General features: G+C 54.9%; 14 protein-coding genes. 10 read left to right on the forward strand and 4 right to left on the reverse strand.

Going from position 1 to position 17,327, the window contains the following annotated elements; genetic code table 11:
* Window positions 1–258: 258 nt before the first annotated feature.
* From ACFFSY_RS11890 to ACFFSY_RS11920, 7 genes are all read left to right on the forward strand, one after another.
* Entirely contained in the window at window positions 259–1,062 is an 804-nt protein-coding gene (locus ACFFSY_RS11890) for an ICP22 family protein (protein ID WP_377494090.1), read from the forward strand.
* A 130-nt stretch (window positions 1,063–1,192) separates the two neighbouring features.
* Window positions 1,193–2,728, forward strand: a complete 1,536-nt coding sequence (locus ACFFSY_RS11895; RefSeq protein WP_377494092.1) for a peptidoglycan DD-metalloendopeptidase family protein — start codon at window positions 1,193–1,195, stop codon at window positions 2,726–2,728.
* Window positions 2,729–2,958: 230 nt separating this feature from the next.
* Window positions 2,959–3,714: a response regulator YycF gene (gene yycF / locus ACFFSY_RS11900; RefSeq protein ID WP_377494094.1), complete on the forward strand. Its 756-nt coding sequence runs from the start codon at window positions 2,959–2,961 to the stop codon at window positions 3,712–3,714.
* Window positions 3,711–5,546 carry a cell wall metabolism sensor histidine kinase WalK gene (walK, locus tag ACFFSY_RS11905; RefSeq protein WP_446686132.1) on the forward strand — a complete coding sequence of 612 codons (1,836 nt, stop codon included), beginning with the start codon at window positions 3,711–3,713 and terminating at the stop codon, window positions 5,544–5,546. The genes yycF and walK overlap by 4 nt, the downstream gene beginning before the upstream one ends.
* Entirely contained in the window at window positions 5,543–7,012 is a 1,470-nt protein-coding gene (locus ACFFSY_RS11910; RefSeq protein ID WP_377494096.1) for a YycH family regulatory protein, read from the forward strand. The genes walK and ACFFSY_RS11910 overlap by 4 nt, the downstream gene beginning before the upstream one ends.
* Before the next feature lie 6 nt (window positions 7,013–7,018).
* On the forward strand, window positions 7,019–7,771 hold the full coding sequence (gene yycI / locus ACFFSY_RS11915; RefSeq protein WP_377494098.1) for a two-component system regulatory protein YycI: 753 nt from the start codon (window positions 7,019–7,021) through the stop codon (window positions 7,769–7,771).
* A gap of 54 nt (window positions 7,772–7,825) precedes the next feature.
* Window positions 7,826–8,668 carry an MBL fold metallo-hydrolase gene (locus ACFFSY_RS11920; RefSeq protein WP_377494100.1) on the forward strand — a complete coding sequence of 281 codons (843 nt, stop codon included), beginning with the start codon at window positions 7,826–7,828 and terminating at the stop codon, window positions 8,666–8,668.
* Here the strand turns inward: ACFFSY_RS11920 and ACFFSY_RS11925 are convergent.
* Complete coding sequence (locus tag ACFFSY_RS11925; protein ID WP_377494102.1) at window positions 8,601–8,825, reverse strand: hypothetical protein; 225 nt, start codon at window positions 8,823–8,825, stop codon at window positions 8,601–8,603. The two genes, ACFFSY_RS11920 and ACFFSY_RS11925, sit on opposite strands and share 68 nt — an antisense overlap.
* 171 nt (window positions 8,826–8,996) lie before the next feature.
* Between ACFFSY_RS11925 and ACFFSY_RS11930 the strand changes: the two genes are divergently transcribed.
* Window positions 8,997–10,349 (forward strand): S1C family serine protease, encoded by a 1,353-nt coding sequence (locus ACFFSY_RS11930; RefSeq protein ID WP_377494104.1) that lies wholly within the window; start codon window positions 8,997–8,999, stop codon window positions 10,347–10,349.
* 220 nt (window positions 10,350–10,569) lie between these two features.
* On the forward strand, window positions 10,570–10,737 hold the full coding sequence (locus tag ACFFSY_RS11935) for a CxxH/CxxC protein (protein ID WP_377494928.1): 168 nt from the start codon (window positions 10,570–10,572) through the stop codon (window positions 10,735–10,737).
* Window positions 10,738–11,262: 525 nt separating this feature from the next.
* On the opposite strand, the gene ACFFSY_RS11940 is transcribed toward ACFFSY_RS11935, so the two are convergent.
* A complete protein-coding gene (locus ACFFSY_RS11940; RefSeq protein WP_377494106.1) occupies window positions 11,263–11,418 on the reverse strand; it encodes a DUF1540 domain-containing protein in 156 nt (51 codons plus the stop codon).
* Between the two features lie 251 nt (window positions 11,419–11,669).
* Between ACFFSY_RS11940 and rlmH the strand changes: the two genes are divergently transcribed.
* Window positions 11,670–12,149, forward strand: a complete 480-nt coding sequence (gene rlmH, locus ACFFSY_RS11945) for a 23S rRNA (pseudouridine(1915)-N(3))-methyltransferase RlmH (RefSeq protein WP_377494108.1) — start codon at window positions 11,670–11,672, stop codon at window positions 12,147–12,149.
* Between the two features lie 282 nt (window positions 12,150–12,431).
* Here rlmH and ACFFSY_RS11950 read toward each other — a convergent pair whose 3' ends face one another.
* Complete coding sequence (locus ACFFSY_RS11950) at window positions 12,432–16,040, reverse strand: S-layer homology domain-containing protein (RefSeq protein WP_377494110.1); 3,609 nt, start codon at window positions 16,038–16,040, stop codon at window positions 12,432–12,434.
* A 417-nt stretch (window positions 16,041–16,457) separates the two neighbouring features.
* A complete protein-coding gene (locus tag ACFFSY_RS11955) occupies window positions 16,458–17,228 on the reverse strand; it encodes an ANT(4')-I family aminoglycoside nucleotidyltransferase (RefSeq protein ID WP_377494112.1) in 771 nt (256 codons plus the stop codon).
* Window positions 17,229–17,327: the final 99 nt, after the last annotated feature.

Raw genomic sequence — 17,327 nt, forward strand, 5'->3', positions numbered from 1 at the left:
GCGGCTGCTTCTTAAGCAGCATGCACGCATCGGATCGGGCTATATGCGAAGCCCCTGTCCCTTTACGGGATAAGGGGCTTTTTGGCGTTTCAACCTACGCGAAGGAAGAACGTCAGCAGCAAGGAGTCGGCCACAATACGGAACATAATTTGCCAACGTTGGTGAATGGTTCCGATACCGCGTGCCCATACTAGGAAGTAGGAAACAGGCAGACATCCGACGCGAAGTGCGGGTGTGCAAGCGGAAAGGTGTGAAACTATGATTTTGAAAATGGTCAGCTGGTTGGGGAAAACGGTAGCGGCGGGATTAATCGTTAGTTTTTTGTCAATCTGGACGACGGGCTATGTCGTCAATAGTTATGTGGAGACGCTGCTGAAGCAGTTTAACATTCCGCTCGAGATGAAGCCAATCGCGATGGACGGCGTGTGGGGCGCCCTATGGGGAGCCGATCCGGCGGTGAAGCCGAAGGCCGATTTGCTTGCCGCGGACGCGCGTAAGGGCGATGGCGGGCGATCGGAAGATGACGGGCAGACGAATGATGGCGAGAAGGACGCATCCGCCTCCACGAGAACGGAAGCAAGCAGCGGGGGAAGCGGCTCCGCAGAAGCGACAGGCTCCGACGCGGCATCTGCGGAGGGCGGTGGCAGCGAGGGCGATCAAGCCGGCGAAACTAGCGCTAGCGGCGAACCGCTCGCGGTCGACGCATACGGCGAACTGCCGGACGGCATCGTCACCGACGTCGGTGGCGGCACCGGGACCAAGGCCAACAGCGGGGCAACCTCGGAGGACGGCGGTTCGGCATTGGGCGACGCGCAGGAGGGCGGCGTCGCGATGACGACGGAAGAGATGAGCGAGGCGAAGAGCCGGATCAGCACGGAGGACAAGAACGAGCTGTTCGACGTCATGATGAAGAAGCTGCCTCAGGAAGCGTGGCAGAGCATCTCGGCGATGATGGAGAACGGGCTGACGGAGCAGGAAATGACGGACGTGCAGCAGCTGTTCGCCCAGCATCTGAACCGGGAGGAATACGACCGGATGACCGAGATTCTGAGCAAATATTAATGTTTCGTAACCCGCCGTTTGGTTGATCGCCCTTCGAGCCGTATGATACAGTAAACAACGGAGCCAATCGATGTAGATTTATGTCGAAATCGAGCAAAAGAATGTACCCGTACACGAAAAGGAGACGATCATGTCTGTTTCTAACGAACCGGATCGGATCCGAAAGGGATGGAATTCTCTCCGGCAATCCTTTCGGCGCGCCCGATCTCATACATCCAACAGCATAGAGCACGAAGAAGGCACGAACAAAGGCAAACGCAGATTACATAGAAAACCGTTCATGTTGGCCGGAGGCGCACTCGCCTTCCTGCTAATCGCCGGATTCAGCGGCGCGGAATTTATGAAAGCCAATACAGTGGATTACTACGACGTCTATCGGGACGGAAGCTTGATCGGGTCGGTCGCGACCCAGGAGCAGGTCGAGTCGCTGGTGGCGGAGCAGAAGAAGGCCGTCGCGGCGGCGAATCCGGACGTAACCATGGTGGTGGACACCGGCACGATTACGTACAAAGCCCAGAGCGCCTATAAGGCAGCGCCTGATACGGAGGCGACGCTTACCAAGCTGTCGGATCTGTTCGAATCGCACGCGATAGGCGTGGAGCTCAAGGTCGACGGCAAGGTGATTGCGGTCGTGAAGGACCAGGAGACGGCCGATCAAATTTTGGCCAGCGTGCAGAACCGCTATGCGCCGAAGGCTGCGCAAGCCAAGACAGCGGTAACCGCGCTCGCGTATACCGGGACGTCGAAGACGGCTTCGGCCACGCCATCCACGGTCGTGAAGTCGGTGAAGATCGTGGAGAAGGTCACCACGACGGCGGCGAACGTCGATCCGGGCAAGATTGCCGATGCGGGCGACGTGTATACGATGATGGTCAAGGGCAGCGTAAAGCCGACGAAATATACGGTGCAGGCCGGCGATTGCGTGGGGTGCATCGCGGAGAAGTTCGACATTTCGCCTCAGGTCATCTATGAGAACAACAAGTGGATCAAGGACGATATGATCAAAATCGGGGATGTGCTCGATCTAACGGTGCTGCAGCCGGAGGTGACGGTACAGACGGTGGAGCACGTCACGGAGACGGAATCGATCGAGCCGATCACCGTCATTCAGAAGAATAGCAACATGCGCGCTGGCGAATCGAAGGTCGTGCGTCAGGGCAAGGCCGGCAAGAAGAAAGTCGTCTATCAGTTGACGAAGCAGAATGGCTACTTGATGAATGAGGAGCTGCTCGGCGAGCAGGTATTGGAGCCCTCCGTCCCCGCTATCGTGATGAAAGGGACGAAGGTCATACTCGGCGAAGGAACGGGCAGGTTCGCTTGGCCAGTAAGCGGCGCCAAATTGACCAGTAGTTACGGAACAAGATGGGGAAGGCTGCACAAAGGCATCGATATGATCGGGAGCAAGACGATTATGGCCGCGGACAACGGGGTCGTCGAGTTCGCCGGCGTTAAGAACGGCCTTGGCAACTGTGTTATTATTAACCATAAGAACGGATACCAAACCACCTACGGGCATATGAGCAAAGTAACGGTGAAGAAGGGCCAAGTCGTCGAGCAAGGAGACAAGCTCGGCATCATGGGCAACACCGGCCACTCGTTCGGCACGCATCTTCACTTCGAGGTGAAGAAGGACGGCAAGGTACAGAATCCGATGAAATATTTATAAGCGCATTGCGGCGCCGCCGTGGCCTTTTAAGGGTCATGGCGGCGCTTTTTGGCATAGGCATGGCGCAGGGAAGAGAAGACGGATAATATTTTCCAGATTGCGGCTTACATGAGGGAACTTTCATTGGGACAACACCGGCTCCTATGATAGAATAGATGGGTAGCCAAGCGGCATGAATGCTGGGTTTGGCAAGCAAAATGACGAAGCAATGCGACAGGCGGTGGCGTTAGTTGCACGGTAAAATTTTGGTCGTCGATGACGAACAGCCAATTGCGGATATTTTGAAGTTCAATTTGGAGAAGGAAGGCTATCAGGTCATCTGCGCATTCGATGGCGGCGAGGCGGTCAAGCTCGCGTTCGAGGAGCGGCCGGACCTGATTTTGCTTGATTTGATGCTGCCCGTGAAGGACGGCATGGACGTGTGCCGCGAGGTGCGGGCGCGTCTGCAGACGCCGATCATTATGCTGACCGCCAAAGATACGGAACTCGATAAGGTGCTGGGTCTTGAGCTGGGCGCGGACGATTACGTCACGAAGCCGTTCAGCACGCGCGAGCTGCTCGCCCGCGTGAAGGCGCATCTGCGCCGGCAGAAGAACGAGCAGAGCGCGGGCGGACAAGCGACCTCTTCCGGCGCGGCTCAATCGCAGGCGGAGGAGAAGCAAGGCCTTTCCATTTTCAACTTGTTTATCGATACGGATATGTACGTGGTCTACAAGGACAACGAACCGCTCGATCTGACGCATCGCGAATACGAGCTGGTGTATTACTTGGCTCGCAACAGCGGCAAGGTCATGACGCGCGAGCATCTGCTGCAGGCGGTATGGGGCTTCGAATACTTCGGCGACGTGCGCACGGTGGACGTGACGATCCGCCGGCTGCGGGAGAAGATCGAGGATGACCCGAGCCGTCCGGAGTACATTATGACGCGCCGGGGCCTCGGCTATATGATGCGCAATCCGAAATCCGGAGGCTTCGGTGCCGGATGAACGGCTTGCGGTTCTTTCGATCCATTCAGGTCAAGCTGATTATTATTTACGTGCTGCTCATTCTGATCGCGATGCAGCTGATCGGCGTCTATTTCATCAGCACGATGAAGACGTCGCTGACGTCGAATTTCACGACGAACATGAACAACCAGGCGGATGTGCTCGCAGGCTTCGCGGCCGAGAAGCTGAACGCCCGGACCGAGAAGCCGGGGGAGGACGCGCAGGCGGCGGAAGAGGACTTAAGCGCGCTCGTGCGCAACCTGTTCAGCATTAACGAGGCGGAGATCCAGCTGATCGACGCGAGCGGCAAGGTGCTCGCCACGTCGCTCTCCATCCACCAGGAGTACGTGGGCAAGAAGAACACGACCCTTGCGGTCAGCCGCGCCCTGCAAGGCATCCGGGACAACGAGGAAGAGATCATCGACGAGGACAATATCCGCAAGAAGATCATCGCCAAGCCTATCTTGTACGAGAGCAAAATCGTCGGCGCCGTCTACATGGTCGCTTCGATGAAGGAGCTCTATGCGACGGTCAACCGGATTAACCGGATCTTCATGTCGGGGATGCTCATCGCCCTCGGCCTGACCGGGGTGCTCGGCATTCTGCTGGCGCACACGATCACGAATCCGATCAAAGGCTTGACTAGGCAAGCGGCCGCAGTCGCCGAAGGGCGGTTCGACCGTCAAGTTCCGGTGCTCGGCGACGACGAGATCGGGCAGCTCAGCGAAGTGTTCAACAACATGACGATGCGGCTGCGCGACGCGCTCGAGACGAACGAGGAAGAGAAGGAGAAGCTCGCCTCGATTCTTGCGAACATGAGCGACGGCGTCGTCGCGACGGACGAGCAGGGCGTTGTCATGATCGCCAACCGGCGCGCGCGGGAGATGCTGCAGAGCGATTGCCAGGGGCGGCCGCTCTCGAAGCTGTTCGATATGGATGAGCGGCATCTGCAGGCGATGCTGGGTGGTAGCGGCGAGTCGTCGACGGTCATCCACCGGCAGCATCCGGACGAGGAGCTCGACGAGGTGATGCGCGTGACGTTCACGCCGATCCATCGCCGGGATAAGGGCATCTCCGGGGCGATCGCCGTTCTGCAGGACGTGACCGAACAAGAGAAGCTGGAGCAGTCCCGCCGTGAGTTCGTCGCGAATGTGTCGCACGAGCTGCGGACGCCGCTCACGACGATTAAGAGCTATACGGAAGCGCTCGACGACGGAGCGATGGACGATCGGGAGCTGGCGCAGCGGTTCGTCTCCGTCATCCGGAACGAGACCGAGCGGATGATCCGGCTCGTAACCGACCTGCTTCATCTGTCGCGCCTCGATTCCAATCAGGCGCCGCTGCGCCGTCAATCGACGAGCGTGCCGGAGATGCTGGAGGAAGTCGCGGACCGGTTCTCGTTCCAGATGCGCAAGAAGTCGATCCGCTCGACCGTTCGCGTCGAGGACGGCATCCTGCACGTGCTGCTGGACCGGGATCAGATCGACCAGGTGCTCGACAATCTTGTCTCCAATGCGATCAAATATACGCTGGACGGCGGCCGAATCGAGATCGTCGCCAGCAAGCCGGATCCCGGTTCCATCGCGATTCGGGTGAAGGATACGGGCATCGGCATCTCGCGCAAAGACTTAAGCCGTATCTTCGACCGATTCTATCGGGTGGACAAGGCGCGCTCCCGCAATATGGGCGGCACGGGTCTGGGTCTCTCTATTGCCCGGGAAATCGTCAAGGCGCACGGCGGCACGATCGCCCTCGATTCAGAGCCGAACGAAGGCACGACCGTGACCGTCACGCTGCCTGCCCTGCATGAGGGAGGAGGTGCGGCGTCATGATGGAGAAGATCAAGACGGTGCTGCTCGTCTTCCTGGTCGCGCTTAGCCTGCTGCAGAGCTACTGGCTGGCGTACAGCATGCCGGGTATTGGAGTAACGGTCAATCAGAAGCAGGATTACGTCAAAGCCGATCTGAAGGGCGACAAAGAGAAGCTGGAGAATTTGATTTTCCCGGAGGATATGGTGCTGCACTTCGGCAGCAATCAACATACGCTGCTCTATCCGGGGACGAACTTCTACGACTTGATCTTCGACCGGGTAAGAGGCCGGGAGTTCAAGGGGTTCCAGCGCGACGCGCGGTATGCGGTCGATTGGGACGCGGTGCGCGCTCAGAGCATTGGCGTCGAGCTGCGCTTTGGCACGGGCGTGCCGGTTGAGCTCTTGTCGAAGGTCATGAAGCTGTCGGAGGGAGACTCGATCTTCCAGAACGATTCGATCGCGAATATATGGATATTCAAGCGTCCGGAGCGCGAAGAAGTGAGCACATACTTCTTCAGCACGGACGGGACGACCGTCTATGAATCGGTACGCGCGGACTTAACGGTGCGCGACGTGCAGAATTACGTCGGCTTCGGTCAATATTGGGCGCCTTATCAGTATGTCGCGCCGGATCTATATTTGGCGAAAGAGCCGCTGCAGGCGGTCGAGGCCGTCATCGGCTTCAGCACATATACGCCGGAGCAGATGCAGCATAACCTGTTCCTGGATCCGAGTGTTACGCGGGCGATCAATGATCAGAACGACGTGCAGACGTATACCGACCATAAGCGTGGTCTGCAAGTGGAACAAGGCGGCCGGTGGATCCGGTATACCGACCCGGCTCCCGCGCAGGATTCTGTGGAGCGGGTGAGCGAGAACGTGTACGCCTCCATCCAGTTCATCAACGATCACGGCGGCTGGGACGGACGGCACCGGTTCATCGAACCCGGCATAGCCGGTGGCGAGCAGACGATCCGTTATCAGCAGTATTACGGCGCGTTCCCGGTGCTGTCGAAGAAACCGTTCTTGTACGGCGAGATGCTGCTGCGCATGCAGCAGGGGGTCGTCACGGAGTACGAACGGTCGATCGTGACGATGGCCGAAACCGAGGACAGCAAAGAAGTACGCTGGCTCCCGGGCGGCAGCCTGCTCAGCAAGACGCTGGCCGGCTACAGCCGGCGAGGCGAGGTGGAGGCGGTATTCCCGGCGGTCGAGGTCGAACTGGTCGAGGGTCGGACAGAGGCCGACGCGGACAAGCTCCGCGTGACGCCGGTCTGGGCGGTCCGGCTGCGCGACGGTTCGCAGGAGAAGCTGCTCTCTGCCGTTGCAGGCAGCCGCAAGCCGGCGGCCGGGGAGCCTGGCGGGGCCGACAAGGATAACTCCGCGATACTGCCCGGTGGGCTTTCGCTAGGCGGAACAGCGGGCAGCATAGACGCCAGCGGCGTTCAACTCACGGCCGGCGGCAGCCTGCTGGATATGCGGAGGTAACGGCGGATGGACTGGAGACGAGCGAAGAGTGTTTTGATATTGGCGTTCCTGCTGCTGAACGTCGCCCTCGGCTACCAGCTGTGGTCGAGCTACGGGGAAGGGTTCAGCGCGAGCGCAGACGTGAACGATTTGCCGCCGGAGACGCTCGCTGTCATTCAGGAGAAGCGGATCTCCGTGCAGGCGAATATTCCGGCAGAGACACCGGAGCTGCGCGATTTGACGTACCGTGCTCAGGTGCCGCTCGGCAGCGGAGAACGAATCCAGCTGCAGACGCCGGTGGCCAGCAAGGCCGTCTATAACGAGCAAGAGCTGCGTCAGGCGCTCGGCGGCGAAATTCCGGATTTGGCGCAATACCAGTTCGACCAAGCGGTCAGCCGCGACGGGGTAGACGGCGTGTTCGTGCTATACCGGATAATTGACGGGCGGCCGATGTTCGATGTGAAGCTGGAGCTGTTCTACAGCAACCAGCGCATCGTCGCTTATCGGCAGGACCGCATCGAGCTGCTGCCGGCCGAGCAGTCGCAGAAGCAGGAAGTGCTGCCGGCCACGAAGGCGGCGGCAAGCCTGATCGACCGCAACTATTTACCGGTGGGCGCCGTCATTAAAGAGATCAAGCTGGGCTATCACCACGGCCAGATTTTCGACTCGCAAACCCAGGTATCCGCGCCATCGTGGCGGGTGCTGCTGGAGGACGGCACGGCGTATTACGTCTATGCGATCAGCGGCGAAGTTGTAACGGGCAAAGAAGAGGGACAATAGACAACCAGGCGCCTTATGCAACCAGGGAGAGGGAAAGGACAGGTTTAACGAGCTATGGGGATGCGGTTTACCGTGCTGTCGAGCGGATCGACGGGCAACGCGACCATTGTGCAAAGCGATGAGGCCGCGGTGCTTGTGGACGTCGGAATGAGTGTAAAAAAAATGGAGGAGCTCATGCGGGAGCGGGGGATCGCGGGCCATCACCTGGACGCGATACTCGTGACGCACGAGCACTCTGACCATATTAAGGGCTTGGGGGCGTTCGCCCGCAAGTTCGATCTGCCGATCTTCGCGAATGAGGCGACGTGGGCTGCGCTGGAGCGCCACGTCGGCAAAATCGCGCCAGAGAAGCGGGTTGTCATGCAGACGGGGGAGACGCTGACGTTCGGCGATCTGCGCACGACCTCGTACGCGATCTCGCATGACGCGGCGGAGCCGGTCGGCTACGTGTTCGAGGACGAAGACGTCAAGCTTAGCTTGGCGACCGACCTCGGCTACGTGAGCGACAAGGTGCGCAAGATGATCGAGGATTCCGACGTGCTCGTGCTCGAATCGAACCACGACGTGGATATGCTCCGGATGGGGCATTACCCTTGGAGCACGAAGCGCCGGATCTTGAGCGACGTCGGCCATCTCTCCAACGAGGCGGCCGGCGAGGCGCTCTGCTACCTGATGACGGACCGGACCAAACGGGTATATTTGGCTCATCTTAGTCTGGACCATAATTTGATGGACTTGGCGAAGCTTACCGTTAATAATGTATTAGAGGGCAATGGGCATTTCTTCCGCAAGGACGAATTCCCGCTGCGGGAGACGTATCACGACCGGCCTACGCCATGGGACGAAGTGAGGCGGAAACAAGCGTATCCAGCTCTAGATCGAGTGCAGCGGCTTTAAGCGCGAGTTCCTCGCGGGTGAGCAGTCCCTTCTCGATCAGGATCTCCGTCATCGCGCCTAGGCTTAGCAGCAGGCGGTAGTGATCCTCTTTCAAATCGGCCAGTTTGGCGGCCAGGTGCACCTGTTCCATTGTAGGGGATGATTGACGCGGTTTCATCCATATCGCTCCTTTGGTTACGGGAAGGGCATGCTAGTCCGAATTTCTAGCATATCTTTCCGCATTTCGTTCATACTCTATTATTAGTGTAGGCGATTCTTCCGATATCATTCCTAGATTCGAAAAAAACAGTTCTTGATGCCAGCAGGACATCGAGAGGAGCGATAATAGATGAGCTTGTTCGACGACGATTTTTATTCGACCCGCGTCTCGCGCCGCGTACGTTCTTCGTCCAAAACGGAGGAACGCCGGTTCTTGACCAGTCCCCGCAGCAGCAGGTCTTGGTCACAGATCCGTCTTGCGGCGGCCTCCTCGCTTATAAGCGCGGCTGCGGTCGTGCTCCTGTTCGGTCTGTTCACCGGCGGCTTCGACCGGGGATCAGGTCCGCTGGCGAACGCGCGACCGGCGGTGGCAACCGTGCAGACGAACGATCCGCTCGAGAAGACGGTCGAGGCAGCGGGCAAGGTCCGTCCGGCCGTCGTCAGCATCATTAACGAGCAGTCGCTCGCGGTGCTGCAGGGCGAAGCGCCGGAAGAGTCTACCGGCGAAGATGAGTTGACGCAGGCGGCGCTGGGATCGGGCGTTATTTTCGAGAAGGTGAAAGGCAAGGCGCATATCATTACGAACGCGCACGTCGTCGCCGATGCGGCCGCATTGAAGGCGGTGCTCAGCACAGGCGAGGTTCGCGAGGCCAAGTTGATCGGCGCCGATACGATTACGGATCTGGCCGTGCTCGAGATTGATGCCGGCGGCATCGACGCGGTCGCGGAGATCGGGGACTCGCAGGAGCTGCGCGCCGGCCAAGTGGTCATGGCGATCGGCAACCCGCTGGGCTTATCGGATTCGCTGACGATGGGCATCGTGAGCAAGACCGAACGCGTCATTCCGGTGTCGCTCGCGCAGGACGGCGTGTACGACTGGGAGCAGGAAGTGATTCAGGTCGACGCGTCCATTAACCAGGGCAACAGCGGCGGCCCGCTCATCGACCTGAACGGCCGCGTAATGGGCATTAACAGCATGAAGGTATCCGACTTCGGCGTGGAAGGCGTCGGCTTCGCGATTCCGACGCATGAGGCGATGCCGATCGTGCAGAGTCTGCTCGATTATGGCAAAGTGAAGCGTCCCTATTTGGGCGTGTACACGATGGACGTCGAGCAGTATTTGGCCCAGCAGGAGGCTCAGCGCGTTGAGTCTGGCGGCCACGAGCCAGCGGACGAGGGAGCGGTCGACGAGGATTCCGATGGAGCGGATAGCAGCGCGCCGGAAGCCGATCTCGAGATGCCGAAGGGCGTCGACAAGGGCGTTGTCGTCCTGGAGGCGGTCGGTCCAGCGGCTGAAGCGGGACTCGAATTCAACGATGTCATCGTCAAGCTCGACAAGCAGACGATCGGCAGCACGTTGGACCTGCGGAAATACCTGTACGAGGCGAAGGAAATCGGGGATTCGCTCGACATTACCTACTACCGTGGAGGCGAGCGGAAGACGATTACGCTCAAGCTGACGGAGAAGACGGGCGACGAGTAAAATATCCGAATGGCGGTCTTGAGCGAATGGGCTCGGGGCCGCTATTTATTTTGCGCGGCGCGGGATTTGTGGCTAAGGGTACGTTCGTTCGGCGTTGCCGATCCGGGTGACTGTGGTGTATATTGGAGAACGACAGGCGTTGCCTACGCTGGCTAAGAATCTTCGTTTTGGTCGATGCTAAGAGGTAGGTCAGATTATGAGAACCGAGGGAATTGAACGCATGTATTGTGTATGCAAAGAACATATTGAACTGGCGATCGACAAGTTCGTGGATGACTACGAAGATGCGCCGGATATCGTGGATTTGGTGAAAACGAAGTTTAGCGATTGGGAAGCGCCCGCGACGTGCGATATGTGCGGCAGTATTGCGGAGTTTCTGGTCGTATAATGCTCCGATTACTCCTGAACGCTCCCGTTGTAGGCCTGTTCCTCGAATAGATGAATGATGAAGCGGTAGGAACAGGCCTACAAAAGTCGCTTATCAGGAGTAATCTCCGCTGCAGAGTAGAGGCGGCTTGTTTCGCTCCGCTCGAAATACGAAAGAAATTTCAAACATCGCTTCAGATCTGGATGGCAATTGCTTGCCGATAGATGGAGGGGATGTTTTTTGTTAGTTGTAAGGAGTATGTATAACGCACAAAAAAATTTGCCTTCCCGATGATAATAATTATCATTCTTGGTTAATATATAAGTGAGCAAGGTGAAACGGCTAACGTCGTCCTTGCGGCGAAGCGCATTTCATTCCGCGATCATGAAGCTGATTGGTTTGCGTTTACAATCCTCGGATTAGGAATGCAGCATTCAACGATGGAGAAATCCAAGATGAATGATAAGCGTGAAACTTATAAATTCTTGTATTTCAACGGAAAAGGACAGCCGGTCGCTCGGCTGCCCCAAGAAATTGCTTCGTCAGTTAGATCTTCGGTTCAAATGTTTTGCAATCTGTTTCCTCTGAGTTGTTGGCTTGTTTGCCACGGTGGCTCACCACGTAAATGGAGGAAGCATTGCATTGGTTGCCAGCGGCCCAATACTTACAGTTGTTCACTTCGCACAGAACATCTTTCGCCATGAGAATTCACCTCCTTGGCATTAGGATGGTCGAACGGTGTACCTCTTTATACCTCGGACAGCCTGCTTTGAATCTCTTTTTTAGGAGAGACAAGGCGGGCTTGTTCGAGTTGGAATGCTTACTCGTGCAGAAGCGGTCGACGCTCGGTCGTACGTGGGATAGAATAAGGAAGTTGATTGACGGCAGGAAACGCAGCCTTGTCCATGGATGATGGACGGGCATGAAATAGAGCAGCAAAGGAGCAGCAGAACATGCAAATTCAATTGATTACGGTCGGCAAGCTGAAGGAGAAGTATTGGAACGATGCGGTGGCGGAATACGCCAAGCGGATGGGCGCTTACGCGAAGCTCGATCTGCGGGAGGTGCCGGACGAGAGGGCGCCGGAGAACATGAGCCCGGCCGAGGCGGAGCAGGTGAAGCAGCGGGAGGGCGAACGCATTTTGGCGGCGATCAAGCCGGACGCGCACGTCGTGGCATTAGCCATCGAAGGCGAGACATGGACGAGCGAGCAGCTGGCGGCGCATTTGGACAAGCAGGCCGTCTATGGCGGGGGGTCGGTCGCTTTCGTCATCGGCGGCTCGCTGGGGCTGTCCAGCGCGGTCATGTCGCGGGCGGATAAGAAGCTGAGCTTCGGGCGTATGACGTATCCGCACCAGATGATGAAGGTCCTGGTGCTGGAGCAGGTGTATCGGGCGTTTAAGATTAATCGGGGGGAACCGTACCACAAGTGACGGCAAGTTTTGCACGGAATTCCTTGCGAGGGAACTAACGGGAGACGATAGCTGAACAAAGCGAGATCAAAGAAAGGGCCATCCCGAGAAGGGTGGCCCTAAAACTTGCCGTTGCAGACGGCGCGGTGAACCTTATCATAAGTGGGGCGAAGCGTATAATCGACCATCCGCTCCGACAGCTGTGCGCCGTGGCTAGCTGCATGTAAACGCCCTGTGAAATTGCGTCATATTGTCGACTTGCGCAATTTATAGGTCAGCTGAAGCATGATGGTTACAACCGTGTTAAAGGGTGGATATTTGAATGGTTAACAGGCTTAATACACCTTTATCAATCGTAAAGTCCAGGCTGATCGGCCCACTTCGTGCATTCGCAGCATCCGTATACTCGATTGCCTTATACGCACCGTCATTCAATCGCGCTTGGAATGCTCCATCTTTAACTTGAAGCACGATTTTCTCGGTTGCACCGTTTGCTTGAACCGTTAGTGTCCCATTCGCTAAAGACGCTCCGTCGATCGTCACCAAACCGGATACCTGACTAGGGATGACAACATTAAGCGGTTCTGTCAGCTGGCCCTCAGCTGAAATCGTAAACGTCTTAGCTATGGATAATGTCTCATCAGGCGCATGGATACGGAACTGATTAATCGTGTATTCGCCTGGCGATAGACGAAATAGGAAGGTACCATCCGTTCTGACTGGAATAACGACTGGCTTCGCCCCATCGCCGCCATTAGGTACGATCGTCAATTCTCCCTGACCAGCAAGTGAACTATTCGTACTCTTAATCGTACCTTCCTGTACTTTCGACATCAGGATGGTAATCGGCGAATCGCTTGGCACGTCAATGATGCGAGCGATCGGCTCATACTTTTGCGTACTATTATCCGTGTAGCCCAAGATATTATAGGTTCCATCAGGTAAATAAGCTCGGAATGCATTATTTCTGACTTGAACGTTGTACGTTGCACCGCTTTTCATATCCTGCACTTCCAGCATAACTATTCCATACCAAATGTCCGCAGATTGAAGTACACCTTCTAAGTTGCTTGCGTGCTCGATTACGTTAATCGTTTCCCCTGGAGTGTCACCTCCCGCGATGGTGTATATTCCGGATAGTGTCGTGAACTTTCCACTGTTCCACTCTTGATAACCCAGGACCTGGAATTGACCGCCCGGTAAGGCAATCGTGAACTTCCCATCTATAACAGGCACAATATAGGAGAGTTTGGATGTGAGATCAACGAATGTTATATCTACACCTGTAATCGGAAGGTTACTACCATCTTTCTTCAATGTTCCATTAATAGCGCCTTCTGGAATGCTGATACTTAGTGCGGCCCCGCCTTGTACAGAAAAGGTTTCGTGAATGGGTACCGATTGGTAAAAATGGTTTTTGTATTCGGTCACTACATAATTACCATCAGGCAAATGGAGGCTGAACCGACCGTTCTCGATATTAACATTGTAAGATACAGAAGGGACTGTCTCGGATTTGATCGTTAGTGCTTGAACGAGCTGCGCCATATCGCCCCCCGTAATCGTGCCTGTTACGTTCGGGTCAGGAACTGAAAATGTCAGATGATACAGATCAGCCTTCCAGCTCCTAACGAGAATATTTTTCTTTAATACATTTCCTGAATTGGATATGTATTCGAACGTATATTGGCCATCTGGTAAAGAGGCTTCGAATTTCCCATCCAAAATAGGAATGGTGAGTCTGATATCAGGAGCGTCAAAACTGTAGACATACAATAAAGCATTGGCAGAATCCACTTGATTGCTGCTAACAACAGTCCCGATCACATTAGCCGTAGGAACCGTCAAATCAATCGAAGTCGTCCCGGTGGCAGCAATGTTGAAGGATTTATTCATTGTATAAATGCCATAATCATTGCTATAAGCGAGCACGTTGTATTGTCCTGGCATCAAAGCGGCTTCCAGTGAAATCGCAAATGGTTGATTATGACCGTCATCCACCAAGATCTTTCCATCATTGACTACCCTGTCATTTTGCTTAACCGTCGCATTAAAATTCACAGCCGGCAGATGTACGGTCGTGCTTCCTGCTTCCACTGTTCCGTTCTTTACCATAAACCGCTGGCGAACAAGCTGGGTGGAGCTTCCGTTATCGTAGTCAAGGATTTCGTACGGACCATCAGGCAAGTAAAGTTCGAACTGACCTTGGCTATCCAAGTGGGTCCACTCGATTTTGTAACTACCGAGCCCCGTGCTTTTGATGCCCAAAAATCCGTCTGATACCGGTTTGTCATCTGCTTGCAGCACCTTACCACTAATATTAGGCGAATGGTATAAAACTTGCAGTTGCAGAGGCGTTTGCTTCTCTACATTTGCCGGAACGCTAAAAGGCTGCTGTTCCTCATGGTAACTCTGTCCGCTGTCGAAACGATTTACCTGATATAGACCGGGAGGCAGGAACATGTGGAATTGCCCATCCTTTACCGTGGCCAGGAAAGTCTCATTCTGCCCGTATTTCTTTACTACAACTACGCCATCGCCTGCTAGCATGTTTTCAGCACGGTCAAAAAGTATCTCACCCGTTACGTTGAACTCACTTTCGGAGTAAGCCTGCAGTGTCAATGTTTCATGATATTTCAGCTTGCCATTCGATACAATAAATTCGTTGAACAACTGTTTATCACCATTACCGGTCTTAAGCTTGATCGTCTTATATTCACCATCTGGTAAATATAGCTTAAACGACCCGTTATTCACGTTTGCCTCGAATTGTTGATCAGTCGAATATTCATTCTGGATGACAACTTGACCGGACTGAATCGCATTACCGTCCTTATCTGTAATCTTACCTTCAACATTAGGTTGATTGTCCACTGTAAGCAGCTTCTGGGATGGAGCAGACACCGAGTTCCCGGACACAACATACAGCCGATAGCTGCCTGCCGATGATGGAGCGGCCAGACGGGTAGCCACACCATTGCCCTTCAGCGCCGTCATTGACGGCCCTTCTGTGAATGTACTTGTATTCGCAGGAGCGAACCATACCGACGTCCCATATTCCGGGGCTTTCTTGAGCGTTACTTTCGTCCCGCCAAGCACGGTTACATGATTATCGAACAGTACATCCGCCGGTCCACTGGTCTGACCTCCACCATTGCCGTTTCCTCCGCCTCCGCCGGGATTTCCCCCGCCAGCGCCGCCTCCACTTCCACTAGGTGCTCCGCCGCCAGTGCTACTGCTTGGTGTTCCACCGACAGTTGAGGACGTGCCTGTCTGATTGTCTGGCGTGCTAGTCTTCTCTTCTTTACCGTCCACTGCAGCCGTCGAGCGCTTCGCCAAGGCACGTTCCAGAATAACAACCGTCTCCGCACGCGTTGTAAACGAATCCACACCGAATGATGACGCGCTCTTCCCAACCATGAGGCCGCTCTTCACGACTGCGCCAATGGCTCCTTTGCTCCATACTGGAGCGTTCAACGCATCTGTATAAGCCGCTGGAGGATCTGCTGGTTCAAGTTTGAGCAGCTTAGCTACTAGGACAGCGAATTCCTGTCGCGTAATCGGCTCGTTCGGACGAAATCTACCGTCAGTCGCTCCTTCCATATAGCCAACTTTCACGGCAATCGCTATCGCATCGGCGTACCATAAACCGGGATTCACGTCTTTGAAGCTAACCCCCGCTTTCTCTCGGAATCCAAATGAAGCATTAACTAGCGCAGCCACTTCTGCGCGAGTGATCGTTCGATTAGGCTTCAAGTCGCCATTAGCATCACCTTTCAGCCAACCGCTCTTGGACCACTTGTCCAAAATGCTAGCTGCCCAATGCGTTTTCGTATCTATGCTACCTTCAGTTCCTGGTTGAGCGGCGGCACCATACCCAATTCCGCTTGGAATTAACAGTAATCCTGCCAATAATGATATCGTTACTCGTGTAGACCTCAACAACGTTCATATTCCCCCCATAATCTTACTTAACTATTTGTATAAATAGTACAACACTACCTAAAAGTTTCCAAGGGGGTAATTCGGGCTTACTAGATGTAACTTAACACTCAGGACTTTAGGGAAGAAATCTGTCCACTACCCATTCACACAATCCGACATTTTTATTTGTTAAACGCATCACTTTCTGAAACGAATTGTGGACGACAGACTACTTCCGCTGCTATCGGACTTCTTTAAATAGGGCAGGTTTTCATGCGCAGTTCCTTACAAGGTATGAATCGAATATAAAAATCCCACAACAAGAAAAGCAAAAAGCCCCTCGCAAAAAGGGGCTTTAGCCTGTCAAAAATCATGAAATACGATTGAAGGTGTCACATTTACGGCTCAAAAAGGGATTCGTTTTGTACGAATGGTGTAGTCGTGTTCGGCTGCCCAATTCACGAGTCCAACCCAGAAATTTTCACATGCTGAAACGATCTTTGAAGGCTCTGTCAGCTCGCCAGACATAACCATTCGCGCAACATGGTCAAATCCCTCTGGGCGACCCGGTAGCTCCAATGCCTCCGGTAGAACCATTGAGCCCGTCGAAAAAAGTTTTTGGTTATGTAACCCAACTAACATAGCTCCATATTGGGCAAACTCCACTGCCAAGTATGGCAAGTAGGTGTGAGGGCCATTTAAACGGACATTTCTAATTTTCCCAACAAACTCGTACATTTCTCCTACAAGGACTTCATCGATTGCTCGCCGGAAATCTTCCTTTGTTGGCGACTCGGCAGCTTCCTTCAATTTGGGGAAGAATCCTTTAGGGTCATACAGGCTAAGTTGGGAAAAGAATGGCCCATGCGTCAACGGCCATGTTCCTTCAACAGTAGAGGCGGTTGCAAGGAGAACGTCCTGACTACAGACGTCCACTTCGGCTTTCCAAGGCCCCGCCGACCACTCATAGCTAAAATCTACCGATCCACTTGATTCCCTTAGTACGCAAAACATCTCAATGTCTGAGAAAGGGCCGTCCGTCCCTCTGGAAACAGAACCGTAGACCCCAATGGCAAGGATCTGTTCTCCGTACACGTCGTGTAATCTCGAAGCAATTTCATGGCAGGTGCGAAGTCTTTCGTCTCGAGAAGTATGTTCAGGTCCATTCATGTGCATTAGTTTGCATCTCCCTTTGATTTATTCGGGCGAATCGTCACTAGCACATGGATGGAGGACCTCGGGCTTAACGGGGCACTTTTTTTGGATGCATGAGTT

The sequence above is a fragment of the Paenibacillus aurantiacus genome (assembly GCF_042431225.1).
Lineage (GTDB): Bacteria > Bacillota > Bacilli > Paenibacillales > Paenibacillaceae > Paenibacillus_Z > Paenibacillus_Z aurantiacus.